Source organism: Maribacter sp. MMG018 (genome assembly GCF_018100785.1).
GTDB lineage: Bacteria > Bacteroidota > Bacteroidia > Flavobacteriales > Flavobacteriaceae > Maribacter.
In genome coordinates this window covers 142,522-168,585 of sequence record NZ_JAGJEC010000005.1, presented here as the reverse complement: position 1 = coordinate 168,585, position 26,064 = coordinate 142,522, and the positions used below count along the sequence as shown (strand labels likewise).

Here is a 26,064-nt window from a genome sequence, read left to right as displayed (position 1 = left end):
GCTTGGTTGCGTACCTAACATCTATGGTAACAATTGATAGATAGCTAAATGAAGAAATGGTTTTTAATATGTTTCGGGGTTTTGTCATTAGCACCTTCATTAAACGCACAGTTCAATGAAAACCCTATTTTGAATCTTGAGAACGAAGACAAAAAATTTCTCAACTGGGGCTATTTTTTAGGTTTTAACCAATACGATTTCAAGTTCGAATACAAAGAAAACGACCAAGATATACTTGTCAGCAAAAGCCTTGGTTTTAATGTTGGCCTTATCGGGGAAATGCGATTGAACGATTTTATGGACCTTAGGTTCGAACCTGGATTACATTACACATCCAGAACCATGGGTTTTCCCGGATTTACAGAGGAAAACGATGCCATTAGAGAGGTAAGGTCCACTTACATCAATTTTCCTTTGCTCTTAAAAGTAAGCGCTAAGAGATTAGGGAACTGGAAACCTTTTTTGATTGGAGGAGTATCTACGACCATGAATTTAGGAAGCAACGAAGACAGTTTGGACGACAACAGTGCCGGAACCTTTCGAATGAAAAAAAGTGTCCACAATTATGAACTCGGATTCGGAATAGACTTTTATTTGGAATACTTTAAGTTTAGCCCATCTATACGAGGTGTTTTTGCCCTGACGGACGAACTGGTTAGGGACAATGACCCCAATAGCCCATGGACAGGCAATATTGATGCATTAAAGACCAGGGGAATTTTCGTGAATTTCACTTTCGAATAAAAAGGGGAAACAAATACTACCCTCTTCTAACCTCACTTAATAAAATAGCCGTGGCAGTGGCCACGTTCAAACTTTCGGCCGTATTGTCTTTAAACTGCGGAATCGACAGAGTATTAGCACAAAACCTTCTAACACCATCAGATATACCGTTACCCTCATTCCCCATAATCAACACACCTTTTTCTGGCAACTCACTTTCATAAACACTGTTCCCGTCCATAAAAGTACCGTACACGGGCATATCATTCGATGCCAGATAAGGCTCTAGATCCGTATAAATCACCGACACCCTTCCTATAGACCCCATGGTCGCCTGAAGCACTTTGGGATTATAACAGTCTACCGAATTCCGAGAGCATACCAATGTTCTTATACCAAACCAATCACAAAGCCTAATAATGGTCCCCATATTACCGGGATCCTGAACACCATCCAATACAACCACCCAATCATCAGACGCAACCTCAGAACTATCTCTTTTATAAAAGACCCCTAGCACCCCATTCGGATTTTTAAGACTACTCACTTGCCTCAATTCTTTTTCCGATAGTATCGCTACATTTTCTACATTTACAAAATCAATGTTTTTTTTTGTTAAAAATAATTTATACAGTTTAAAATCGGACTCTAACAACTCTTCTACAGTCTTTTTTCCCTCTACTACAAATAGGCCCCGTTCATTTCGGTATTTTTTTTGCTGTAGGTTTTTTATAAGTTTCAATTCACTTTTAACAACCATTCAAATGATGTATTTTTGATTTCTATGAAAACGGTAGCATGCTATAAAAACTACATAGCTAAAATAAGCTTAATCTTGCTACTGGCAATAATCACTTATTCTTGCAACTCTCTAAAAAAGGTTGAGGACAATGAGTATCTGGTGGTTAAGAACACCATACTTGTAGATTCCGTCAAGATAAAGAACGAAGATGTCAGAAGTCTTATCTATCAAAAATCGAACACCCGATTGTTAGGTTACCCCTTAAGGCTTAACCTATACAACCTTGCCAAGGAAAACCCCGACTCTTTGTACCAAGCATGGTTACACAAAAAACCGAACCGAATTAAAAGACTTACGAACCTACTCTCCGAAAAACAAGTTGACCGCTTGGGAGAGTCCTTTCTTGTAAAAGGATTAGGCCTATGGCTCAAAGATATCGGAGAAGCACCTGTTATTCTGGACACTACCAAAACCAGAAAAACATTAGAACGATTAAGTGCCTATTACAACAGTAAAGGATATTTCAACAATAGCACTACATACGCCATAGACTCCACAAGCCAAAACCAAAAGGCAAAAGTCGATTATAAAATCACTTTAGGAAAACCCTATGTAATTGACTCCATTTCAAACGATATTTCATCAAAGGCCATAGATTCGCTTTATTTTCTTAATGCCCAAGAAACCTTTATAAAAAAAGGGGAACGATTTGACCTAGACAATTTTAATAATGAGCGAGAGAGATTAACAAACATATTCAGAAATAGCGGTATCCGAAATTTTCAAGAAAGTTCTATCACCTTTGATATAGAAAGGGATACCATTAGAAGTGCCGATGACCAAAAAATGAACATAAACCTCAACATCGGCAATCTAAAAAAAAGAGGTGAAAACGAGGTAACTACCTCTGAATACAAAGTCGAAAAAATTAATAGGATAAACGTTTACACCAACTATCTATCGAAAAGAAAGAATGCATTAACCGACACCGTTCTCTACAAGGACCTGAATATTTATTATACAGGAAAATTTAAGATCAAACCAAAAACATTGGATGACGCAATTTTCTTTAAAAGTGATAGTATATACAGAGATATAGACAAAATTAGGACCACTAGACAGCTGAACAGTTTAAACATTTTTAAATACCCCAATGTAATTTTCGAAGAGGACAGTACCGACAATTATGTAAACACCAATATTTATTTGGCCCCTAAACCTAAATACTCTTTAGGTACAAATTTTGAGGTCAGCAGATCCAACCTACGAAAAATAGGTGTCGGAATGGGTGCCTCCCTATTGATAAGAAACATTTTTAAAGGCGCAGAAAATCTAAGCTTATCAGCAGACGGCACTTTTGGATTATTGAGTAGAGAGACATTTCAGGAAGATTATTTCTCTGAGATCGGAGGTGAGATAACCCTAGATTTTCCAAGAATATGGTTCCCTTTTATTAGAACCACTAAGATCATACCCAATTATACCCTGCCCAAAACCAGGATCGCAATCGGTACCAGTTTTCAAAAAAACATCGGTCTGGACAAACAAACCCTGAACACCGTACTAGGATACAATTGGTCTCCCAATAGCTATAACAAACACGCCATTGAACTCCTCAACATACAATATGTAAGAAATGTGAACAAAGAACGTTTTTTTGATGTTTACACTACCACCTATAACCAATTAAACGAAATTGCCACCGACAACGACATAGCCGTAAACCCTTCATACTTTAACGATGACAACGATCTAACCACTCCTACAGAGGTAGAAGATGGCGTTACCCCAGGAACAACCGGCTTTATAAACGATGTTCTGAGCGGGACGATACCCATTTCCAATTCCGGATTAACAGAAGACGATTATGACGATGTAAAGAGTATTAACGAAAGAGAAGAAAGATTAACGGAAAACAACTTGATCTTTACCACTAACTACACCTTCAATAAAAATAATAGGGACGGTATACTTGACAACAATTTTTATCAGTTCCGTTTTAAAATAGAAGGTGCGGGAAACCTATTGTCGGCCATGTCCGGTATCATCCCTTTTAATGAAAATGACGACGAACAACTTTTGGTATTCGGCGTACCTTTTTCACAATATGTTAAAACAGAATTTGATTACGTAAAATATTGGGACCTCTCAAGATCTAACGTATTGGCCGTAAGAACATTTTTTGGCATCGCCATACCTTACGGCAACTCTAGCAATATTCCTTTTGTAAAAAGTTATTTTGCAGGTGGATCCAACGACAATAGAGCATGGTACCCATATTCACTGGGACCAGGACGAACTTCGGCCTTAAACGATTATAACGAAGCAAACCTCAAATTGGCCTTTAACCTAGAATATAGATTTCCTTTGTTCGGGGATTTAAACGGGGCCATATTTGCCGATGCCGGTAATATTTGGAACGTATTCGACGACGTGGACAACGAAGACGCCACCTTTAACGGACTTGAATCTTTAAAAGACATAGCCCTTGGTACAGGTTTTGGCATCCGTTATGATTTTACATACTTTCTTTTTAGGTTGGATCTAGGGTTTAAAACATATAATCCGGCCGAAATAGAATCAAAAAGATGGTTTAGAGATTATAATTTTGCCAATTCGGTTTTACAAATTGGTATTAACTATCCCTTTTAAGTACAATTGTTTTATTACTTTTGTTTCTCAATTTTTAGAAACTAAATAGACCAAAAGATTATGGCTCATAATATTAAACCTGGTGTTGCTACCGGAGACCAAGTTCAGGAGATTTTCAAATATGCAAAAGAAAAAGGTTTTGCGCTACCTGCGGTTAACGTTATTGGATCCAATACAATAAATGGAGTTTTAGAAACGGCAGCTAGTTTAAATGCTCCCGTAATAATACAATTCTCTAATGGTGGAGCACAGTTCAATGCTGGAAAAGGACTTTCCAACGAAGGGCAAAATGCCGCCATACAAGGTGCCATTGCAGGTGCTAAACATGTTCACCAATTAGCGGAGGCTTATGGGGCGACCGTTATTTTACATACAGACCACTGTGCAAAAAAACTATTACCTTGGATAGATGGCTTGTTAGATGCCAGTGAAAAACATTATGCAGAAACAGGTAAATCATTGTTCAGTTCGCACATGATCGACCTATCTGAAGAGCCTATCGAGGAAAACATTGAAATTTGCAAAGGATACCTTGAGCGAATGAGCAAAATGGAAATGACTTTGGAGATAGAATTGGGAATCACCGGTGGAGAAGAAGATGGTGTAGACAATTCGGATGTTGACGATTCTAAATTATATACACAACCAGAAGAAGTAGCTTATGCTTACGAAGAATTATCCAAAGTAAGCCACAGATTTACAATAGCTGCCGCTTTTGGAAACGTTCACGGGGTATACAAGCCCGGCAACGTAAAACTTACTCCAAAAATTCTTAAAAACTCTCAAGAATATATTTCTAAAAAATACGGCGTAGGCCATAACCATATAGACTTTGTTTTCCATGGTGGATCAGGGTCTTCTGTAGAGGAAATAAGGGAAGGCATCAGCTACGGTGTAATTAAAATGAACATTGATACAGATTTACAATATGCCTTTTTAGCCGGAGTAAGAGATTACATCCAAGACAACAAGGACTATTTACAATCTCAGATCGGAAACCCTAAGGGATCAGACGAGCCCAACAAAAAGTTCTATGACCCTAGAGTGTGGTTAAGAAAAGGTGAAAATGCATTCGTAGAGCGTTTGAAAAAGGCTTTTGAAGACTTAAATAATATAGATACGCTTTAATTCGGAAACAAAAACCTTTAATGGAAGACATGACTGCTTGGTTTAAAAGAAAGGAAAAAGGGATTCAAACTTCTACGGAAGAAAAAAAGGACACACCAAAGGGATTATGGTATAAATCCCCCACGGGAAAAATTGTAGAATCCGAGGAATTGGCCAAAAACTTTTATGTAAGTCCAGAGGACGATTACCATGTTAGAATCGGAAGTAAAGAGTATTTCGAAATACTTTTTGATGATAATAAGTTCACTGAACTAGACGCCAAATTATCATCGAAAGACCCCTTAAAATTCGAGGATACCAAAAAGTATAGCGAAAGACTTAAAGCCGCTCAAAAGAAAACAGGTCTAAAAGATGCCGTAAGAACCGGCTACGGAAAATCTCTTGGCAAGAACATTGTTATCTGTTGCATGGATTTTGCCTTTATCGGAGGCTCTATGGGTAGTGTGGTAGGAGAAAAAATTTCCAGGGGCATCGACTATGCCATTAAAAAGAAAGTTCCGTTTGTTATGATATCGAAATCTGGCGGGGCCAGAATGATGGAAGCGGCCTTATCTCTTATGCAATTGGCAAAGACATCTGTAAAACTGGCACAACTTGCAGATGCCGGATTACCCTACATTTCTTTGTGTACCGACCCTACTACTGGGGGCACCACCGCTTCATATGCAATGTTGGGCGATATTAATATTGCCGAACCGGGTGCATTGATCGGCTTTGCAGGTCCACGTATCGTAAAAGACACTACAGGTAAAGAATTGCCCGAAGGTTTCCAATCTTCGGAATTTTTACTGGAACATGGGTTTCTAGATTTTATTTCTCACAGAAAAAATCTAAAAAAGAACATTAACCTTTATATTGATCTTATTCAAAACAATCCGGTACGTAAAATAGAAGAACCTGCCTAATCATAAAAAATTAGTTCAGATTATAGAAAAAAGACCTATCTTTGCGCCCTGATTGAAAATCAATCGGATACATAAAAATCATTTAAAACAATATTGGAATGTATTTAACAAAAGAAGTAAAAGCCGAAATTTTTAAGAAATACGGCGGAAAAGCGGAGAACACAGGTTCTACCGAAGGTCAAATTGCGTTGTTCACACACCGTATCAACCATTTGACAAATCACTTAAAGAAGAATCACAAAGATTACAACACAGAGCGTTCATTGGTAAAGCTTGTGGGTAAAAGAAGGAGTCTTCTTGATTATATGATCAAAACAGATATCGTAAAATACAGAGAGCTTATAAAAGAGCTTGGTATTAGAAAATAAAAATTCTAAAGGGGATAGCTAGCTATCCCCTTTTTTTAAAGAAAATTCATGTCCAAGAATTAAAAAAGGACAATCACAAAAAGCTACACTTAGTTTTTCATTGGTCCGTACAACAACACAACAACAACTCCGACCACAAAAAAAAGTCGGAAAGACCATTGTTTAACAAGCCTGTAAACATGCAGGTTTTAATCAAAATTTATGATTCCAAAAGTATTTAAAGAGGTCATTGACCTCGGTGACGGTAGAGAAATTTCTATCGAAACCGGAAAATTGGCAAAACAGGCCCATGGTTCTGTTGTTGTACAATCCGGAAAATGTATGTTATTATGTACAGTTGTTTCCAACTACAAACAATCTGATGTGGATTTTCTTCCACTAACAGTTGATTACCGTGAAAAATTTGCGGCAGCCGGTCGTTATCCCGGAGGTTTCTTCAAAAGAGAGGCCAGACCAAGTGATGGTGAAGTATTGACCATGCGTTTGGTGGATCGTGTTTTACGTCCATTATTCCCAAAAGACTATCACTCTGAGACCCAGGTGATGATTCAGTTAATGTCGCATGACGAAAATGTAATGCCAGATGCAATGGCAGGTTTGGCTGCATCCGCGGCAATTCAATTGTCCGATTTCCCATTTGAGTGCGCTATTTCCGAAGCAAGGGTGGGCCGTATCAACGGTGAATTCATAATCAACCCTACAAGAGCCCAATTAGAAGAATCAGACATTGACATGATGGTCGGTGCATCTGCCGATTCTGTAATGATGGTCGAAGGTGAAATGGACGAAATTTCCGAAGAGGAAATGACAGAGGCCATTAAATTCGCCCATGAAGCGATCAAAGTACAATGCGAGGCACAAATGAGACTGGCCGAAGCATTTGGCAAAAAAGAAGTTCGTGAGTACGAGCCTGAAAGAGAGGATGAAGAATTAGCGAAAAAAGTGCATGACCTAACGTACGACAAGGTATATGCCATCGCAAAAGCAGGTTCTGCCAAACACGAAAGAACAGCGGCATTCGAAGTAATCAAAGAAGAGGTAATCGCTTCTTTCTCTGAAGAAGAGCAAGAAGAATACGGTTCTTTGATCTCAAAATATTTTTACAAGGCCGAGAAAGCTGCGGTAAGAGACCTTACCCTAAACGAAGGTTTACGTTTAGACGGTCGTAAAACAAATGAAATCAGACCTATCTGGTGTGAGGTGGACTACTTGCCATCAACACATGGATCTTCTATATTCACCAGAGGTGAGACGCAAGCTTTAGCTACTGTAACCTTAGGAACCTCTAGAGATTCCAACCAAATAGATATGCCATCCCACGAAGGTGAAGAGCGTTTCTATTTACACTACAACTTCCCTCCTTTCTCGACCGGAGAAGCTAGACCTATTCGTGGTACTTCTCGTAGAGAAGTAGGACACGGTAACTTGGCACAACGTGCCTTAAAAGGAATGGTTCCCGATGATTGCCCATATACTGTACGTGTTGTTTCGGAAGTATTGGAATCTAACGGTTCTTCTTCCATGGCTACCGTATGTGCCGGTACAATGGCATTGATGGATGCAGGGGTTCAGCTGAAAAAGCCTGTTTCCGGTATTGCCATGGGATTGATCACCGATACCGAAAGCGGTAAGTATGCCGTACTTTCAGATATCTTGGGAGATGAAGACCACTTGGGAGACATGGACTTTAAAGTTACAGGTACTGCAGACGGTATTACCGCTTGCCAAATGGACATTAAAGTAAAAGGACTTTCTTACGAAATATTGGTAAACGCCCTAAAACAAGCAAGGGATGGTCGTTTACATATTCTTAATAAACTGACCGATACCATTGCGGCTCCAAACCCAGAAGTGAAACCTCACTCTCCAAAAATGGTTACCCGTGTAATTCCAAATGAATTCATAGGTGCTTTAATAGGGCCAGGAGGTAAAGTAATTCAAGAGCTTCAGAAAGAAACGGACACTACCATTGTTATCAATGAAGACCCCGTTACCGAAGAAGGTATTGTTGAAATTCTTGGAACTGACAAAAATGGTATCGATGCCGTATTGGCAAAAATCGATTCTTTGATGTTCAAACCAGAAGTCGGAAGTGTATACGAAGTTAAAGTTATCAAGATGTTAGATTTTGGGGCTGTTGTAGAATACACGGAAGCTCCAGGTAACGAAGTACTGTTACACGTATCTGAATTGGCATGGGAACGCACAGAAAATGTATCCGATGTGGTAAACATGGGAGATGTTTTTGATGTAAAATACTTTGGTATAGACCCAAGAACCAGAAAAGAAAAAGTTTCACGTAAAGCACTTTTGCCAAAACCGGAAGGTTTTAAAGAAAGACCTCCTCGTGACGATAAACGTAGAGACGATCGTAGAAACAACGACCGTAACCGCGATAGAAAACCAAGAAGAGATTAATATATCTTGTGTTAAAATAGAAGCCCCAACTCAATAGTTGGGGCTTTTTTTATGTATTTCAACGGAAAAATCATTTTTTTTTACCGCGTTTGTAACATTTCGAAGATTTCAACGTATAAGTATATGCAGTCTATGCAGATTGAACTTAATTTACATTAATGAGACAGCTTAAGATTACTAAACAGGTCACCAACAGGGAGACCGCATCTTTGGACAAGTACTTACAAGAAATTGGAAAAGTAGATTTGATTACCGCTGATGAGGAAGTAGAGTTGGCACAACGCATCAAGGCAGGCGACCAGATCGCTCTTGAAAAACTTACAAAAGCCAACCTCCGATTCGTGGTATCAGTAGCTAAACAGTACCAAAACCAAGGACTTACTTTACCGGATTTGATTAACGAGGGAAACCTTGGCCTTATCAAAGCTGCACAGCGTTTTGACGAAACGCGGGGATTTAAATTTATCTCCTACGCCGTATGGTGGATCCGTCAATCTATATTACAGGCATTGGCCGAACAATCGCGTATAGTTCGTTTGCCTTTGAACAAAATTGGATCTATAAACAAGATCAACAAAACATTTGCCTTCTTAGAGCAAGCCCATGAGCGTATACCTTCTGCGGAAGAGATCGCCAAAGAATTGGACATGACGGTAGAAGATGTAAAACAATCACTAAAGAACTCTGGGCGACACGTATCTATGGATGCCCCATTGATCGACGGTGAAGATTCTAACCTTTATGATGTATTGCGCAGTGGCGAATCTCCAAACCCGGACAGGGAATTGTTGCACGAGTCGCTACGTACAGAAATAGAACGTGCCCTTGAAACTTTAACTCCGAGAGAAGCGGACGTTATAAGATTGTATTTCGGACTTGCGGGCCAACATTCCATGACATTGGAAGAAATAGGGGAAACTTTTGACCTAACCAGGGAAAGGGTTCGCCAAATTAAAGAAAAAGCGATCAGAAGGCTAAAACACACTTCTAGAAGCAAGATATTGAAAACATATCTTGGATAACTAGTAAAAATTACACGTTAAATATTCCCTAAATTGGAATTTTGGCATATTAGTTGTAATTTTATCGGTAACAACAGTTTATCATGACTGTTCGTTTTTTGATTGATGAATAAACTCCGGCTGATTACCGGAGTTTTTTCATTTATAACACACAAACTCAATTTAAGAAAAGCCTCTAATTTAAAGGAGCTCACACAAAAATGGAACTATAGATACATTAACAAAGCCTTCTTATGGAACCTGAAAAAAAATCGCCCAAGACACAACCTAACAATCCGCTACACGGTGTAAAATTAGTGGACATATTGGAAGAACTAACGGAAAAATACACTTGGGAAGAGCTGGCAAGTAAAATAAACATCAACTGTTTTAAAAGTAACCCTTCTATAAAATCTAGCTTAAAATTTTTAAGAAGAACCCCTTGGGCCCGTTCAAAAGTAGAAGCGCTCTATTTAAAATCATTACCTAAAAATTAATGGGCTTTAACATTGTTCTCATAGAACCCGAGATTCCGAACAATACGGGCAACATAGGCAGATTGGCCTTGGCCACCGGGTCTACCTTACACTTGGTAAAACCGTATGGTTTCGAAATTACCGATAAGCGTTTAAAACGTGCCGGCCTTGATTATTGGCAACACTTAAATGTATTGGAATACGAAAACCAAGAGACTTTTTTTAAAGAGCACCTGAACAAAAAAATGGTTTTCTTTTCCGCCTCGGCCAAAAAGACCCATTGGGATATTGAATTTAAAGACGACATGTATCTTGTTTTCGGAAAAGAATCGGTAGGTCTGCCCAAGTTTCTATTAGAACAAAATAGTAATCAAACAGCTAAAATTCCCTTATACAGCCCTTATATAAGAAGCCTGAACCTTTCTAATGCCGTGAGTACCGTACTTTACGAAGGTCTTCGTCAATTAAGCTGAAAACCAATTGGGTAAGTTTGTATCTTTAAGAGATAAAGACCAACCCAATGCACCAAAAATTTTTACATACCACTACTACCGTAGTCCTTATTTTATTCTTCTTATCATGTCAGGACAACAAAACAGAACAGAACAAAGAATCTAACGACGAAATCTCGTTTTCCATACCCGAAGGTTTTGCTCTGGAAGAAATCTACCATCCAAGCGATAACGACCAAGGTTCATGGGTCGCGCTGGCACAAGGTGACCACAACCAGATGTATGCCTGTGACCAATACGGAAACATTTATCAATTTGACACTCCCAAAAAAAATAAGACCATTAAACCTAAAGACGTTACACCTTTGGATCTGGAAATTGGCGAGGCCCACGGACTTCTTTGGGCTTTTAATAGTCTTTATGTAGCTGTGAACAAAAATTGGAACGATGACATTACCGACAACAAGCAAAATGGGAGCGGCATATACAGAATAACCGATGCCGACCAAGACGGAACACTGGACACGGTTACAATGCTACTAAAGCTTCAAGGAAATGGTGAGCACGGCCCTCATAGTTTTGCCCTATCACCGGATGGTAAAGACATTTATTTTATTGCCGGAAACCATACCTTGATCCCAAATACGGTAAAAGAAAACAGCCTAATCCCGACAAATTGGGACGAAGACAACCTTTTTACACCTTATTTGGATGCAAGAGGCCATGCGAACGACATAAAAGCGCCGGGAGGATGGATTACCAAATTTAACGAGGACGGTTCTTCGTGGCAACTAATCAGTGTCGGTTACAGAAATCCGTTTGACATAGCATTTAACAACGATGGTGAATTGTTTACCTATGACGCCGATATGGAATGGGACATTGGTATGCCATGGTACAGACCTACCCGTATTTGTCATGTAACCAGTGGCAGTGAATATGGATGGCGCACCGGATCGGGAAAATGGCCGGCGTATTACCCCGACAACCTACCAGCGGTACATAATCTGGAACAAGGCTCCCCTACAGCCGTACTGGCTGCCTCTCATCTTAATTTTCCAACAAAATATCAAAACGGGCTACTGGTCATGGACTGGAGTTTTGGCACCGTTTATTTCATAGACCTTAAACCTAACGGAAGTTCTTACACAGCCAAAAGGGAAGAATTTTTATCGGGCACTCCCCTGCCCTTGACAGACATGGTTGCCGGAAATGACGGAAACCTATATTTTGCCACTGGTGGCCGTAGATTAGATTCGCGCCTATACCGACTTAGCTATATCGGCACAGAAAACACAGAAAAAACAACTTCTCGAAAAACAACAAACAAAGCGCGCGAATTACGCAAACAGATAGAGAAATATCACCATACAACATCACCGGAAGGCGTTTCTCTCGCATGGAAACACCTAAACAACAAGGATCGTTTTATTCGATATGCTTCTCGCATAGCGTTAGAACACCAACCGGAAGATACATGGCTGGATCTTTATGCGAAAGAAACAGATGCGACAAAAACTATAGAAGGTAGCATTGCCCTAAGTCATCAAGGAAACAAAGAATTACAATCGCTAATACTTTCTAAACTGCAACAAATAAACATCGACACCCTGCCTTTCGAAAAACAAATCGACCTTTTACGCTCGTATTCCTTAAACTTTATAAGAATGGGGCAACCAAGTAAACAGGAAAGCCATGCGATTATCAAAAAATTAAACCCAATGTTCCCAAACAAGAACAACGCCGTCTCTAAAGAACTGGGGCAAATTTTGTTGTATTTGAAGGCCGATGGCATCATTGAAAAATTAGTAGACCAGTTAGAGCACCATACAGAACAAAAAACCATTACCGATGGGGTAGAGATGCTATCTGAAGAAGCTACCCTTAGAAGTGAACAATACGGTCCGCTAATTAGGGAAGTTATATCAAAGATGCCCCCAAGTGAAGCTATTTATTACGGTATGCTTTTAAGCAATGCCGATAAAGGTTGGACGGACGAACTGAGAAAACGATACTTTTCTTGGTATTTTGACGTATTGGGCAGCAAAGGAGGCATGAGCTTTAAAGCATATATGGAAAATGTAAGACAGAGGGCCCTGACCCATGTACCGACCAAAGACCGGGACTATTATTCTGAAATTTCCGGCTCTTATTCCCCCACATCCGCCATTGCCGACCTGCCACAACCCAAAGGTCCGGGCAAAAATTACTCTGGTGATGACATGGGCAATATTGTCTGGGGCGGATTGGATTCGTATAACGGAACTATAGCCGATGGCAAAAGAGCCTTTGCCTCGGCGACCTGTATTCTTTGCCATAGAATGAGGGGCGAAGGAGGTGCTGCCGGACCGGACCTCACCCAGGCCCATACCAAATTTAGCACCTATGACCTTATGTTCGCCATCTACAGTCCTAACGACGAAGTTTCCGATCAATACGCGAATACTCTTTTTTATCTAAAGAACGATCAGAAAATTGCAGGGAGAATTAAGTCCGATGCCGGTGACTCTATTGTAATAATGCCAAATCCATTTAATGAAAGCTACACCGTTACCCTGAACAAGAACAACATTGTAAAAAAAGAACTGTCCCCTATTTCTCCCATGCCGCCAGGATTATTGAACAGACTGAACGAAGAAGAGATATTGGACCTATTCGCATACATTATTGCCGGAGGAGACGAAAAGAATAAAATATATACAGGCGAAGACTAATACATATTCGGTCGATATATAGATTACCCTTGACAAAAAGAACGGTGACCATAGTTACAATGTCCGGTTCCATACGATTTCTGTCTATTGTAAAATTGACAAAATACGAACCACTTTTTATAATTATCAACAAAAGAAAAGACTTTAAATACAACTACTTTATTGAGCAAATTTATAGGGCGTTAAAATTACCCGCCCCTTTACTATTGACAGATTAAATCATTATTTTCAGACTTATATTTTAACCGACCACCAAACAACAATCAAATGAAACCTAAGTTTTTATCGTTCTTTATTTTTATCATCTTATCTGGATGCGGTATCATAAACGCTCAAGAAACCTCCGATCGTTCAGAAGCCGTTACTGAAATTGGCGAAGTTTTTTACAAAAATCTCAAATGGAGAAATATTGGCCCCGTAAGAGGTGGGCGATCCCTTGCCTCCGCAGGCAGCCCCAGTCGGCCAAATGAATATTACTTTGGCGCTACCGGAGGAGGTCTATGGAAAACTACTGACGGTGGCAATGAATGGTTTCCCGTTACTGACGGACAAATTACGAGTTCATCTGTAGGGGCCGTGGCCATTGCAGAGACAAATCCTGATATTGTTTACATTGGCATGGGCGAAGTTCAGCTTCGAGGTAGTATTACGCAGGGTGATGGTGTATACAAAACGACCGATGGCGGAAAGACATGGAAACATTTAGGATTGGAAGAAACACAGGCCGTATCTAGAATTCGAATTCACCCTACCGACCCCGATATCGTATACGTGGCCGCGCTTGGACATCCGTATGGAGATAATGAAGAACGTGGGGTATTCAAAAGTACCGATGGCGGTAATACATGGAAAAAAGTTCTGTACGTTAGCGATAAGGCCGGTGCCGTAGATTTGATCATAGACCGCAACAACCCTAAAGTGTTGTACGCAAGCACATGGCAAGTTCAAAGAAAGGCATGGAAAATGTGGGGAGGCGGACCTGATTGTAAGCTATGGAAATCTACCGATGGTGGTGAAACATGGAACGACCTCACTAAAAACCCCGGCATGCCCGAAGGCCCCTTGGGTAAAATCGGCGTTACGGTATCGCCCGCAGATTCTAATCGCGTATGGGCCATTATAGAAGCCAATGAAGGCGGTGTTTTTCGTTCGGACGATGGAGGAAAAACATGGCAATTGACCAATAATGAACGTAAACTTAGACAACGTGCCTTTTATTATTCTAGAATATATGCAGATCCCCAAGATAGGGAAACTGTATATGGCCTTAATGTTAATTTTTGGAAATCGACCGATGGTGGCAAAACTTTTGACACCGAAATAAAAGTACCCCATGGAGACAACCATGATCTATGGATAGACCCCAACGACCCTGAACGTATGATTTCTTCCAATGACGGTGGTGGTGTGGTAAGTATCAACGGAGGAAAATCATGGACCGAAGAAGATTATACAACCACCCAACTCTATCATGTAATGGCAACAAGCGATGTCCCCTATCACGTGGCCGGCGCACAACAAGACAATAGTACCATTGCGGTACCCAGTGATGGTTGGCAACATATGCAGGCACGAGGGCAAGGTGATGGCTGGGCCTATGCCGTTGGCGGTGGCGAAAGCGGTTGGATTACCCAACACCCGACAAACCCCGATATTTTTTATGCCGGTAGCCAAGGTGCATTGCTAACACGTTACGATCGAAGCAACGGACAAATTAGGGACATACAGGTATATCCAAGGTTTTTTTCGGGTGAACCCGCCAGTGCTTTGCCCGAACGTTGGCAGTGGACATTCCCCATTATGTTCGCCCCCAAAGACCCTAATGTAATGTACACCTGTTCACAACACGTATGGAAAACGACCGACGATGGGCAATCTTGGCAAAAGATAAGTCCAGACCTTACCTATGCAGACCCATCTACGTTAGGTAAAACAGGAGGAGTAATCACCATGGACATGAACGGGCCGGAAATATACGCCACTGTTTTTGCACTGGCTCCTTCGTACCACGATATTAATACCATTTGGGCAGGATCGGACGATGGAAAAATACACATAACTCGAGACGGCGGAGAAAATTGGCAAGACATTACCCCTAAAGATTTACCCAAATTCTCTCGCGTAAGTATCATCGACGAATCGCGCCACAACCCGGGTACTCTGTACGTTGCCGCCAACCGATACCAAGTAGACGACAGACAGCCCTATGTATTTAAGACACACGATTATGGTAAAACATGGACCAAAATTATAAACGGTATAGCCGACGGTCATTTTGCCAGAGCGGTCAGGGAAGATCCGGTCAGGGAAGGACTTTTGTTTTTGGCGACCGAGCACGGCGTTTATTTCTCCATAAACGACGGCGAATTATGGCAAAGCTTACAATTAGAGCTTCCGGACACTCCTGTTAGGGATTTGGTCGTAAAAGACAACGATGTGGTCTTAGGTACACACGGTAGAGGCTTTTGGATATTGGACGATATTCAGCCCCTACGCCAATATACGCCAGAAATGAACTCACAAGAAGCCGTACTTTTTAAGCCTGCGAATGCCATTAGAGGAATAAACAATGCGGTTGTCCAATACTATCTTAAAGATCAAAAAGATACGATCACTTTTGAAATCTACGATGCCAACGATAAATTGATCAACACCTTTACGGGAAGCAAACCAGAATATCCCGTTGACCCCAATATACCATGGTGGCGTCGTGGGGGATCATCTAAACCCACCACGGCAAAAGGCATAAATACCTTTACGTGGGACTTAAGATACCCTGGAGCGACAACTTTCGAAGGAATGATAATCTGGAGCGCAAGACCCGGTCGAGGCCCTAAAGCCCCTATTGGAACCTATAAAGTAAAAATGAAGACGGGCGATTATGAAAAAACATACGCCTTTGACATTGAAATGGATCCTAATCTAAAAGGCATAACCAAAACCGATCTCGACGAACAATTTGAATTGGCCAACAAAATAATGGCCAAGACAAGTGCCGCGAACGAAGCGGTCATTAAAATAAGAAAGATAAAATCGTTTTTTAATGACCACAGATCAAAATTTACAGAAAGGGAATACAAGAAAACAATTACCTCTTTTATAGACCAGTTATCAGAAATAGAAGAAGAACTATATCAAGTAAAAAACCAGTCGAACCAAGACCCCTTGAATTTTCCTATAAAGCTGAACAACAGATTGGCGTCACTTCGTAGAAGTATAGAATCTGGAGAGGCAAGACCAACAGATGGCGCATATAAGGTATTCGATGAGCTTTCTGCCGAGCTGAATACTCACTTGAATAAACTGAACCGTACCATTGAAAGTAATTCGCCAAAAATAAATTCTATGCTAAAAACAAACGGGCTTCAGACAATTGATCAAATTAAGTAAAAGGATTACCAATACCTTTCAGATAAGGAATTCAAATACTTATTTTTGTACTGGATTTTAATTCAAAGAAGATGAAACACCCTCTTATTGCCCCTTCGCTATTGGCCGCCGATTTTGGCAATTTGCAACGAGATGTTGAAATGGTGAATGCCAGTAAGGCAGATTGGCACCATATAGATGTAATGGACGGTGTTTTTGTACCCAATATTTCGTACGGTATGCCTGTTGTAAAAGCAATTGAAAAATACGCAACAAAACCGTTGGATGTTCACTTAATGATCGTAGATCCAGACCGATATATTGAAACCTTCGCAAAACTAGGGGCAGCAACCCTTACGGTACATTACGAGGCCTGTACTCATTTACATAGAACTATCCAGGCTATTAAGGCACAGGGAATGAAAGCAGGGGTCGCGTTAAACCCACATACCAATATAAATCTACTGGAAGATACCATTCAAGATATAGACATGGTTCTTATCATGAGTGTAAACCCTGGTTTTGGAGGTCAGACCTTTATTGAAAATACTTACAACAAAATAAAGGCCCTAAAAGAAATGATTCTTAGAAAAAAAGCTCAAACATTGATAGAAATCGATGGTGGGGTTACAAATAAAAATGCAAAGGATTTAGTAGAAGCTGGTGCGGACGTACTTGTTGCCGGTAGTTTTGTTTTCAAAAGTCCAGATCCGGTACGCACTATTTCAGAATTGAAAGGATGATGGAGAAATATGATGTAGTCATTATTGGAGGGGGGCCAATAGGCATTGCCTGTGGCCTTGAAGCTCAAAAAAAAGGTCTTTCTTATATAATCTTGGAAAAAGGACCTATTGTAAACTCCCTTTTTAATTACCCTGCCAACATGCAGTTCTTTTCGTCTTCAGAACGATTGGAGATAGACGAAATTCCATTTATAAGCAAGGAAGCAAAACCCAAACGGGATGAAGCCTTGGAATACTACCGAAGAATAGTTACCTCGAACAAACTAAACATACATTTGTTCGAGAAAGTAACCAACGTGCAAAAACATCCTGATTCTTTTACGGTAATCACCAGCAAAAATGAATACACCGGCACGAACGTTATTGTGGCTACCGGTTTTTATGATATTCCGAACACACTGGATGTTCCAGGAGAAGACCTAGAGAAAGTGTCCCATTATTATAACAACCCTCATTATTACGCCGGACAAAAGGTAGTGGTGGTCGGTGCCAGCAACAGTGCCATAGATGCCGCTTTGGAATGCTGGAGAAAAGGAGCCGAAGTCACTTTGGTAGTTCGTGGCCCAGAAATAGGACAACGTGTTAAATATTGGGTAAGACCAGATATCATCAATAGAATTGAAGAGGGCAGTATAAAAGCATACTTTAACAGTACCGTAAAGGCAATTTACCCCGAATCCATCGATATAGAAACAGAAGGAAAAACAATCAGTATTCCCAATGATTTTGTTCTGGCCTTAACAGGATATAAGCCAAATTTCAATTTTTTGGAAAAGCTGGGTATCAATATATCCGATGACGCCAAAAGATTACCCGAGTATGATCAGGAAACGATGGAAACAAATATCAAAAACCTGTATTTGGCGGGGGTTATCTGCGGAGGAATGGAAACCCATAAATGGTTTATAGAGAACTCAAGAATACACGCCAAAATGATCGTTGCGAATATTCTCAGGAACGAAGAAAAAAAATAATCACTGTACGTTCCTCTTTCTACCCCGGGCAATTAAAAACACGGTCAGAACATTTACCCCAGTATTAAGGATATCACCTATTACCGTGCAACAATATCTTTGCGCCTTCTTTGTACACAGCCCCTTATCGCCAACTGAGCAATGACGTTTACCACTCACAGACAAAACTAGGTGGCCATCTCGGCTATTTATACTAGTTCGCACATACGTTAAAAAACATCGTATCCCTGAAAACAGGGAGACCAAAATCACAATTCACGGGGTACACAACCTTGTGCTATTGCAAGACCTTTGTAGAGAACAAAAACAACTAATTACCATGAAACTAAAAATTATAATTGCAGCCATCTTTACAACTTGTATTTCTTGCAACACCGACACAACATCTTACAAAACCGATTTACACGTGTCTACATTAAAGAACAATATATTATTAGAGAATGCAACAAAAAAACCATTTTCAAGACCCCAAAAAAAGGACAATATATCACTTACAATTACAGGAAAATCAATTTTAAGGGGAACTGCCATTTTTAAGGTAACGGACCAAGAAGGAAACGAAATTCATTGTGAAAGTTTTCCTGCCAAAAATTTAATCGAGCCAGAATACAGAATTGCCAATTCTACCTTGCAAGAAGCCCACATAAGAGATGTCGTAAAAAACTATTTCGCCGATAACACCACATTTATTGCCAGTAGACAATAAAGCAACTCAAAAAGAAAATCAACCTTAATAGTTTTAACCATGATTATTTTTGGCACGGGATCAGCAAATTTAGAAACCATACAAGCCAGCAACGAAGTTTGCGAGCATTGCAACCAAGAAGACTCTATCTTCTTTTCTTATTATCGCAGGCACGTTCACATTTTTTGGATACCTGTATTTCCACTGGCCAAAACCGGGTGTTCTTATTGTAGTCATTGCAAACAAAGGTTGGCTCCAAAACAAATGTCCCGTGGGCTTAAAACCAAATTTGAGAACACCAAACAACAGGTTAATGACCCATTATGGCAATTTACCGGTACGATCATTTTAGTTTTCTTAATAGGTATTACAGGGTATACAAGCAGTAGATCCGAAAAGAACATCGTAAGCTATTTAGACGACCCTTCTGTTGGAGATATTTATGAATACCGATCAGAATCCGGAAATTATTCTACTATGATGTTAAAACATATATCTCCAGATAGCCTGTATATGTCACTTAATTTTTATGAGATACCAAAAGCCTCTCGCCTTTACAATATAGATAAACACAAAAACTACCGAAAAGAGGTGTACGCATTTAGCAAAGAAGAAATAAAAAGCATGAAAAATTCTGGAACAATCTTTAACATAAACAGACCTTAATTAGTAGGCAGCAGCTATACTGAACACCTATAAACAACAAAACCACGCTTAAAAGCGTGGTTTTGTTTACTTAGTGACCCCGGAGGGATTCAAACCCCCAACCCTCAGAGCCGAAATCTGATGCGCTATTCAGTTGCGCCACGGAGCCAAAATATATTATGAATTCAATTTTTGTTTTACTATCGAGGAAATCATCTTTCCATCTGCCTGTCCGGCCAATTCTTTTGAGACGATCCCCATAACCTTGCCCATATCTTTCATACCGGAAGCACCTATATTGTCAATAGTCTGCACCACTACTTTCTCTACTTCCTCTTCTGTTAACTGCTCAGGTAAAAATTGCTCTATCACGGCAACCTGTGCCAACTCGGGATCCGCCAAATCTTGTCTCCCTTGTTCTATGAATATGGCCGCACTATCTTTTCGTTGTTTTACCAATTTCTGTACCAGCTTAATTTCTTCTTCTTCACTGATCTCTGAACCGGCTCCACTAGTACTCGCCAATAAAAGTGCCGACTTGATAGCTCGTAAAGATTCCAAAGCTACGGTATCTTTCGCCTTCATAGCTACTTTCATTTGCTCCATTACCTTTGTCTGTAAACTCATGGCCATTTAAATTTGGATTGCGAAGATAAAAAATAAACCCGAAAACATAATTTGTTTTCGGGTTTAAAACTATCATAAAAATTTGTTTTAATCTACATTGTCATGTAGAAAAGAATTGTTTGAGCGTAGTTGGATCTCATCGTTACTATCATCACTCAAACTTGTCCTTGAGATTTTTGATTCTCTCTGATAATCATTCAAATCCACTCCCTGTCTTCTGTAAGCAGGTTCTTTTTCAATTTCATCTATATTGCTCAAACTATTTTTAAACTTATAGTTGAAATCTTTCAATTTTCTTCTGCGTTCATCGGCTCTTTCCCTTAACAACTCTTCTATCGGAGTTTCCATGGGATCAACGGGAGTATCCTCTTTCTGAACAGGTTTATCAGCAGGAATAGTCTTTTTCTCAAAAACCAATTCGTCTTCCACTATTTTAGGATCATACTCCTCGGCCTTGGACTTCGCACCTGTCAATTTGTTCTCCAACTCCATATAATCGTCCAAGCTGTAACGTGTTTCTCCCTTCTTGTTGTACTCTAAAACCGGAATGATCTCTACACTGTCCTTTACTTCTAATTCTTTAACCTCTTCATCTAAATTAAAGGTTATTACATTTTCTTTTTCCTCCTCTTCCAAAGGCAGTTCAAAGCTCATGGCAAACTGATCCTCTTCTTGCTTTACCTTAACTTCCTCTGGCTCTACCACGTTCATGTTCTTAATTTCGGCCGAAGACTCTAAAATCACAAATTCATCTTCAGAAACATCCTTCGCCACCACTTCATCATAAAAAACATTAAAGTTTCTTATATAGTTTGTCGTAGGTATTAAATCAAAATCATTTTCTTCTAAAAACTGATACTTGGTAACAGGCTCTTCTTTCTCCTCTTCCTCTTCTATTTCTAGATTATGTACCGTTTTCTTATTGGACAACAACTCTTTCTCCGCCTTTTGACCATCTTCAAGAGTGTGTATAATTTTTTTTGTCTCGGTATTTACAATGTCATCTTGTTGCTCAACATTAAACCCCGTAGCAATTACCGTTACTGCGATAGCTTCCCCTAAAGATTCGTCTTCACCGACACCCATGATAATATTGGCACCGTAACCGGCCTCTATCTGAATGTGGTCGTTGATCTCTCCAATTTCATCTATGGTAATCTCTTGAGCTCCAGAAACGATCAATAACAATACGTTCTTGGCTCCTTTTATCTTATTATCGTTCAACAATGGAGAATCTAAAGCCTTCATAATAGCTTCATTGGCCCTTGCAGAACCAGAAGCCACGGCAGATCCCATAATTGCGGTTCCACTGTTGGAAAGAACGGTTTTCGCATCTCGCAAGTCAATATTCTGGGTATAGTGATGTGTTATTACCTCTGCTATACCTCTTGCCGCTGTCGCCAATACTTCATCGGCCTTTGAAAAACCAGCTTTAAAACCTAGGTTTCCGTATACCTCCCTAAGTTTATTGTTATTTATAACAATCAAAGAATCAACATTCTTACGTAGCTTTTCAATTCCTTTTTGCGCTTGATCGCAACGCATTTTTCCTTCAAATTGAAAAGGCATCGTAACAATACCGACGGTAAGAACATCCATCTCTTTTGCAAACTTGGCTATTACGGGAGCAGCACCAGTACCTGTTCCCCCACCCATTCCTGCAGTAATAAATATCATCTTTGTAGTACTGTCCAACATGCTTTTGATGTCTTCCATGCTCTCCATCGCAGCTTGTTCACCTACTTCAGGGTTGGCACCAGCTCCCAATCCTTCAGTTAAAGAAACACCTAATTGAATTTTGTTAGGTACAGGACTATTGTCCAACGCCTGGGCATCTGTATTACAGATAACAAAATCCACTCCATTAATACCCGCCTGGAACATGTGGTTAATGGCATTACTACCACCACCTCCTACTCCGATGACTTTAATAACGTTGCTTTGATTTTTTGGAAGATCAAAAGAGATACTATCAAATTCGTTGTTCTTACTCATATTATTTTAATTACTGGTTATTATATGCTTGTTCTTTGTGATTTACTCTGCGTTTTCTAAAAAAACCCTTAATTTCTCGGACCACTTATCAAATATTGTTGGCCTTGGTTTTTTCTCTTCTCCCTTCGGAGCACTTTTTTCTTCATGATCCGCCAACACCGGTTCAGCTTCCGTAGCGGCACTCTCCTCTTCTACTATATTTTTATTACTTTTCTTTTCTTGATTATTGACGGCGTTCATTAAAAGTCCTACTGCCGTTGCGTACAACGGACTTGCCACTTCTTCTTCCGAATCACCTGCCAAATGTTCGTTAGGGTACCCTATTCGGGTATCCATACCCGTAATATATTCCACCAATTGTTTAAGGTGTTTTAATTGGCTGCCCCCACCGGTTAATACGATACCTGCGATAAGTTTCTTTTTCTGCTCATCGTGGCCATAATTCTTAATTTCCACATACACTTGCTCAATAATTTCCACTACCCTTGCATGTATGATCTTTGAAAGGTTTTTCAGGGTAATTTCTTTGGGCTCCCTACCTCTTAAACCTGGAATGGAAACAATTTCATTGTCTTTGTTCTCTCCTGGCCAAGCAGATCCAAATCTAATTTTTAGGGTTTCTGCCTGCTTCTCTATTATAGAGCAACCTTCTTTTATGTCTTCGGTGATAACTCCGCCCCCAAAAGGAATTACTGCGGTATGCCTAATGATACCATCTTTAAAAATGGCAAGATCGGTAGTACCACCTCCTATATCTATAAGTGCCACACCTGCCTCTTTTTCCTCACTGCTCAATACGGCATCTGAAGAAGCCAATGGTTCCAATGTGATATTACCAAGATCCAAACCAGCACTTTTTATACATCTTCCAACATTCTTAATAGATGTAACCTGCCCCACCACTACATGAAAATTCGCTTCCAGACGACCTCCGTACATACCAATGGGCTGTTTTATCTCAGCTTGGCCATCTACCTTATACTCTTGCGGCAATACATGAATAATTTCCTCTCCTGGCAGCATAATCAATTTATACACCTGATTGCATAGCAGATCAAGGTCATCTTCATTGATAACCTCTTCCGAATCTTTTCTGGTGATATAGTCACTATGCTGCAAGCTTCTTATATGCTGACCTGCAATACCAACAACCACAGAGCCTATCTTTAGACCAGAGTTCACCTCTGCCTGCTCTACGGCCTGCTGAATGGATTTTATGGTTTGGGTAATGTTATTTACAACACCCCTATGTACCCCCAGACTCTTAGATTTACCAATACCCAAGATCTCAATCTTTCCATACTCATTTTTCTTACCGATTATGGCAACGATTTTGGTTGTTCCTATGTCTAGACCGACTGAATAATTAGCTTGTTCCATTCTTGTTATATTTTAGTGCACACTACCTGGTTATTGAATTCTAAACTTACTATGGCAAAATCCTTCAAGGTTTTATCCTTATTAGCTTTAGCATAAAACGCCTTAAAATTGCTGAACTTCGCTTCTAGATTATCAATATCCCCTAATTTTACCACAAACTGGTTCAGCCTAAATTTTAATTGGTAATCGCTCTCCGTCGTCACATGGATACCAATTATATTTTTTCGTAAAAAATCGTCCTTATTTATAAATTCCAATATCTCATACACATCTTCTAGGCTCTCACCGGTTATGTTTCCAGTGATAATAGGAACCCTAGCTGAATAATTAGATGAAAACGGCATGCGTTTTCCTTCGTCATCCAGATAGAATTTCGAATCCCCTTCAATGCGTCCGATTGGTTTACGCTGAACAATTTTAGACGTAAGCTCACCATCTACAGTAAGATAGACTTGCGCACTCTTCACCATTTCATTGGCTTCAATAGCTTTTTCTATCGTATTCAAAACTAATTTTTCTTTGGGCACATTTTCTAGGCGTCCGTAATTTTGTATTAACAATTTATTAACCGCTCCCTCAGTGATATACAAATTCTGATCACCAACGAATTCCACCTTTGTTCCCGACACATTTTTCTTACCGTTTCTATGGTTAGAAAAAGCATAAAGCCCCAGTAAAACCAGTACTAGCGCAAACATCTTTAGAGCGCTCAAATTAATGCGCATAATCCAATTGATTTTTAAGTTTTGTTACTTCCAATCCAATATCACCGGCCCCCATGGCTACAAGCACCTCTGGCTCCTGTGATTTTATTTCAGATATTAATTCTTCTTTTTTTAATATTTTTTTATTGACATTCGTCATTTTCCCTAACAACCATTCAGAATCTATACCATCTATAGGTTCTTCCCTTGCAGGATAAATATCTAACAATACCACATTTTCGAACCTTGATAGGCTCTTGGCAAAATCATCCCCAAAATCCCTTGTTCTAGTAAAAAGATGCGGCTGAAATATCGCCAACACCTTTTTATCGGGGTGCATCTCCTCTATAGCCTCATATACGGCATCTATCTCTGTTGGATGATGGGCGTAATCATCTATAAATACAAGCTGTTCGTTTTTTATCCTATATGAAAATCTTCGTTGTACCCCTTTAAATGTCGACAAGGCTTCAACTAGGCGATACGGTGGGGAACCTGCTTGTATCGCCATAGCAAAAGCAACCAAACCGTTTAACAAGTTATGTCTTCCCGGTTTGTTGAACTTAACTCCACAAAAATCTTTCTCTGGAGTTCCCAAATCGAATATGTAGGTACCATGTTCTACTTTTATATTTCGGATACAATAATCCGAACCATCTTCTATACCATAGGTAATACCCTCTAAAGGCAACCCATTTCTAACAAACAACTTACCGCCCGGTTTAATGCGGTTCGTGAAATCCACAAAGGATTTTCTGAGCTCTTCGGCATCACCATAAATGTCTAAATGATCTGCATCCATCGAAGTAACACAGGCCACGTTCGGCGACAATCTTAAAAACGACCTATCGAACTCATCTGCCTCCACTACCGAAAAATCGGTTCCTTCCAACAAGAAGTTACTATTGAAATCTTCTGAAATACCACCTAAAAAGGCAGTTAACGGAGTTCCGGTCTCTTTCAGCAAATGGGCCAAAATACTTGATGTAGTGGTTTTACCATGCGTACCCGCAACGGCAAAACAAAAAGAATCTTTGGTAATGAGGCCCAAAACTTCGGATCGCTTTTTTATTTCAAAACCGTTTTGTAAACAATACTGATATTCGCCATGCGATGTCGGAACGGCGGGAGTATACACGACCAAGGTATTGTTCTTATCCAAAAATCCGTTTGGCACCATGGACAGATCATCTTCATAATGAATCTTAATTCCCACATCCGAAAGCTCATTGGTCAACGGTGTTCTTGTTTTATCGTAACCCGCCACCTCTTTACCTATAAACTTAAAATAACGGGCCAAAGCGGACATACCGATACCTCCGATACCTATGAAGTAAACCTTATGTATATCCCTTATCTCCAT

The 26,064-nt window shown here is 39.9% G+C and carries 21 protein-coding genes and 1 tRNA gene; 15 read left to right on the top strand and 7 right to left on the bottom strand.

Annotated elements, in window-relative coordinates; all coding sequences use genetic code 11:
- Positions 1-48: 48 nt before the first annotated feature.
- The gene (locus tag J8L85_RS16710) at positions 49-744 is read left to right on the top strand and encodes a porin family protein (protein ID WP_211019204.1); all 696 of its coding nucleotides are present in this window, start codon (positions 49-51) and stop codon (positions 742-744) included.
- A gap of 16 nt (positions 745-760) precedes the next feature.
- Here the strand turns inward: J8L85_RS16710 and J8L85_RS16705 are convergent, their stop codons facing one another.
- Positions 761-1,483: an RNA methyltransferase gene (locus J8L85_RS16705; protein WP_211019202.1), complete on the bottom strand. Its 723-nt coding sequence runs from the start codon at positions 1,481-1,483 to the stop codon at positions 761-763.
- A gap of 75 nt (positions 1,484-1,558) precedes the next feature.
- Here J8L85_RS16705 and J8L85_RS16700 point away from each other — a divergent pair, with 75 nt between their 5' ends.
- From J8L85_RS16700 to J8L85_RS16635, 14 genes are all read left to right on the top strand, one after another.
- On the top strand, positions 1,559-4,117 hold the full coding sequence (locus tag J8L85_RS16700) for a BamA/TamA family outer membrane protein (protein WP_348771774.1): 2,559 nt from the start codon (positions 1,559-1,561) through the stop codon (positions 4,115-4,117).
- 60 nt (positions 4,118-4,177) lie between these two features.
- Positions 4,178-5,245, top strand: a complete 1,068-nt coding sequence (fbaA, locus tag J8L85_RS16695; protein ID WP_211019198.1) for a class II fructose-bisphosphate aldolase — start codon at positions 4,178-4,180, stop codon at positions 5,243-5,245.
- Between the two features lie 29 nt (positions 5,246-5,274).
- Positions 5,275-6,150 (top strand): acetyl-CoA carboxylase, carboxyltransferase subunit beta, encoded by an 876-nt coding sequence (gene accD / locus J8L85_RS16690; RefSeq protein WP_211019270.1) that lies wholly within the window; start codon positions 5,275-5,277, stop codon positions 6,148-6,150.
- A 98-nt stretch (positions 6,151-6,248) separates the two neighbouring features.
- Positions 6,249-6,518 carry a 30S ribosomal protein S15 gene (gene rpsO, locus J8L85_RS16685; protein ID WP_211019196.1) on the top strand — a complete coding sequence of 90 codons (270 nt, stop codon included), beginning with the start codon at positions 6,249-6,251 and terminating at the stop codon, positions 6,516-6,518.
- Between the two features lie 201 nt (positions 6,519-6,719).
- Positions 6,720-8,936, top strand: coding sequence for a polyribonucleotide nucleotidyltransferase (locus J8L85_RS16680; RefSeq protein WP_211019194.1), 2,217 nt, complete (start codon positions 6,720-6,722; stop codon positions 8,934-8,936).
- Positions 8,937-9,094: 158 nt separating this feature from the next.
- The gene (locus tag J8L85_RS16675) at positions 9,095-9,958 is read left to right on the top strand and encodes a sigma-70 family RNA polymerase sigma factor (protein ID WP_047247652.1); all 864 of its coding nucleotides are present in this window, start codon (positions 9,095-9,097) and stop codon (positions 9,956-9,958) included.
- Between the two features lie 233 nt (positions 9,959-10,191).
- Entirely contained in the window at positions 10,192-10,434 is a 243-nt protein-coding gene (locus tag J8L85_RS16670; RefSeq protein ID WP_211019192.1) for a VF530 family protein, read from the top strand.
- Positions 10,434-10,886 carry a tRNA (cytidine(34)-2'-O)-methyltransferase gene (locus J8L85_RS16665; protein WP_211019190.1) on the top strand — a complete coding sequence of 151 codons (453 nt, stop codon included), beginning with the start codon at positions 10,434-10,436 and terminating at the stop codon, positions 10,884-10,886. Before J8L85_RS16670 ends, J8L85_RS16665 begins: the two co-directional genes overlap by 1 nt.
- A 47-nt stretch (positions 10,887-10,933) precedes the next feature.
- Positions 10,934-13,579, top strand: a complete 2,646-nt coding sequence (locus tag J8L85_RS16660; protein WP_211019189.1) for a c-type cytochrome — start codon at positions 10,934-10,936, stop codon at positions 13,577-13,579.
- Positions 13,580-13,846: 267 nt separating this feature from the next.
- Positions 13,847-16,969, top strand: coding sequence for a glycosyl hydrolase (locus J8L85_RS16655; RefSeq protein ID WP_211019187.1), 3,123 nt, complete (start codon positions 13,847-13,849; stop codon positions 16,967-16,969).
- A 71-nt stretch (positions 16,970-17,040) separates the two neighbouring features.
- Positions 17,041-17,691, top strand: coding sequence for a ribulose-phosphate 3-epimerase (rpe, locus tag J8L85_RS16650; RefSeq protein WP_211019185.1), 651 nt, complete (start codon positions 17,041-17,043; stop codon positions 17,689-17,691).
- Positions 17,691-18,665, top strand: a complete 975-nt coding sequence (locus J8L85_RS16645; protein ID WP_211019268.1) for a YpdA family putative bacillithiol disulfide reductase — start codon at positions 17,691-17,693, stop codon at positions 18,663-18,665. The genes rpe and J8L85_RS16645 overlap by 1 nt, the downstream gene beginning before the upstream one ends.
- A gap of 319 nt (positions 18,666-18,984) precedes the next feature.
- The gene (locus tag J8L85_RS16640; RefSeq protein WP_211019183.1) at positions 18,985-19,371 is read left to right on the top strand and encodes a hypothetical protein; all 387 of its coding nucleotides are present in this window, start codon (positions 18,985-18,987) and stop codon (positions 19,369-19,371) included.
- Positions 19,372-19,614: 243 nt separating this feature from the next.
- The gene (locus tag J8L85_RS16635; RefSeq protein ID WP_211019181.1) at positions 19,615-20,016 is read left to right on the top strand and encodes a hypothetical protein; all 402 of its coding nucleotides are present in this window, start codon (positions 19,615-19,617) and stop codon (positions 20,014-20,016) included.
- Between the two features lie 74 nt (positions 20,017-20,090).
- Here the strand turns inward: J8L85_RS16635 and J8L85_RS16630 are convergent.
- From J8L85_RS16630 to murC, 6 genes are all read right to left on the bottom strand, one after another.
- Positions 20,091-20,164 (bottom strand) — tRNA-Arg (locus J8L85_RS16630).
- 8 nt (positions 20,165-20,172) lie between these two features.
- Entirely contained in the window at positions 20,173-20,622 is a 450-nt protein-coding gene (locus J8L85_RS16625) for a GatB/YqeY domain-containing protein (protein WP_211019179.1), read from the bottom strand.
- An 87-nt stretch (positions 20,623-20,709) separates the two neighbouring features.
- On the bottom strand, positions 20,710-22,617 hold the full coding sequence (gene ftsZ / locus J8L85_RS16620; protein ID WP_211019177.1) for a cell division protein FtsZ: 1,908 nt from the start codon (positions 22,615-22,617) through the stop codon (positions 20,710-20,712).
- A gap of 42 nt (positions 22,618-22,659) precedes the next feature.
- The gene (gene ftsA / locus J8L85_RS16615) at positions 22,660-23,997 is read right to left on the bottom strand and encodes a cell division protein FtsA (protein WP_211019175.1); all 1,338 of its coding nucleotides are present in this window, start codon (positions 23,995-23,997) and stop codon (positions 22,660-22,662) included.
- 5 nt (positions 23,998-24,002) lie between these two features.
- The gene (locus J8L85_RS16610) at positions 24,003-24,722 is read right to left on the bottom strand and encodes a cell division protein FtsQ/DivIB (RefSeq protein ID WP_211019173.1); all 720 of its coding nucleotides are present in this window, start codon (positions 24,720-24,722) and stop codon (positions 24,003-24,005) included.
- A complete protein-coding gene (gene murC, locus J8L85_RS16605; RefSeq protein ID WP_211019171.1) occupies positions 24,712-26,064 on the bottom strand; it encodes a UDP-N-acetylmuramate--L-alanine ligase in 1,353 nt (450 codons plus the stop codon). The genes J8L85_RS16610 and murC overlap by 11 nt, the downstream gene beginning before the upstream one ends.

Excerpts from the sequence above, each read along its gene's own strand:
- J8L85_RS16705 (WP_211019202.1), bottom strand. The coding sequence starts at position 1,483 with ATGGTTGTTAAAAGTGAATTGAAACTTATAAAAAACCTACAGCAAAAA.
- J8L85_RS16655 (WP_211019187.1), top strand. The coding sequence starts at position 13,847 with ATGAAACCTAAGTTTTTATCGTTCTTTATTTTTATCATCTTATCTGGA.
- J8L85_RS16625 (WP_211019179.1), bottom strand. The coding sequence starts at position 20,622 with ATGAGTTTACAGACAAAGGTAATGGAGCAAATGAAAGTAGCTATGAAG.
- J8L85_RS16645 (WP_211019268.1), top strand. The coding sequence starts at position 17,691 with ATGGAGAAATATGATGTAGTCATTATTGGAGGGGGGCCAATAGGCATT.
- J8L85_RS16670 (WP_211019192.1), top strand. The coding sequence starts at position 10,192 with ATGGAACCTGAAAAAAAATCGCCCAAGACACAACCTAACAATCCGCTA.
- J8L85_RS16610 (WP_211019173.1), bottom strand. The coding sequence starts at position 24,722 with ATGCGCATTAATTTGAGCGCTCTAAAGATGTTTGCGCTAGTACTGGTT.
- J8L85_RS16660 (WP_211019189.1), top strand. The coding sequence starts at position 10,934 with ATGCACCAAAAATTTTTACATACCACTACTACCGTAGTCCTTATTTTA.
- ftsA (WP_211019175.1), bottom strand. The coding sequence starts at position 23,997 with ATGGAACAAGCTAATTATTCAGTCGGTCTAGACATAGGAACAACCAAA.
- accD (WP_211019270.1), top strand. The coding sequence starts at position 5,275 with ATGACTGCTTGGTTTAAAAGAAAGGAAAAAGGGATTCAAACTTCTACG.
- J8L85_RS16635 (WP_211019181.1), top strand. The coding sequence starts at position 19,615 with ATGTCCCGTGGGCTTAAAACCAAATTTGAGAACACCAAACAACAGGTT.
- ftsZ (WP_211019177.1), bottom strand. The coding sequence starts at position 22,617 with ATGAGTAAGAACAACGAATTTGATAGTATCTCTTTTGATCTTCCAAAA.
- fbaA (WP_211019198.1), top strand. The coding sequence starts at position 4,178 with ATGGCTCATAATATTAAACCTGGTGTTGCTACCGGAGACCAAGTTCAG.
- J8L85_RS16680 (WP_211019194.1), top strand. The coding sequence starts at position 6,720 with ATGATTCCAAAAGTATTTAAAGAGGTCATTGACCTCGGTGACGGTAGA.
- J8L85_RS16665 (WP_211019190.1), top strand. The coding sequence starts at position 10,434 with ATGGGCTTTAACATTGTTCTCATAGAACCCGAGATTCCGAACAATACG.
- murC (WP_211019171.1), bottom strand. The coding sequence starts at position 26,064 with ATGGAGATAAGGGATATACATAAGGTTTACTTCATAGGTATCGGAGGT.
- J8L85_RS16710 (WP_211019204.1), top strand. The coding sequence starts at position 49 with ATGAAGAAATGGTTTTTAATATGTTTCGGGGTTTTGTCATTAGCACCT.
- J8L85_RS16640 (WP_211019183.1), top strand. The coding sequence starts at position 18,985 with ATGAAACTAAAAATTATAATTGCAGCCATCTTTACAACTTGTATTTCT.
- rpe (WP_211019185.1), top strand. The coding sequence starts at position 17,041 with ATGAAACACCCTCTTATTGCCCCTTCGCTATTGGCCGCCGATTTTGGC.
- rpsO (WP_211019196.1), top strand. The coding sequence starts at position 6,249 with ATGTATTTAACAAAAGAAGTAAAAGCCGAAATTTTTAAGAAATACGGC.
- J8L85_RS16675 (WP_047247652.1), top strand. The coding sequence starts at position 9,095 with ATGAGACAGCTTAAGATTACTAAACAGGTCACCAACAGGGAGACCGCA.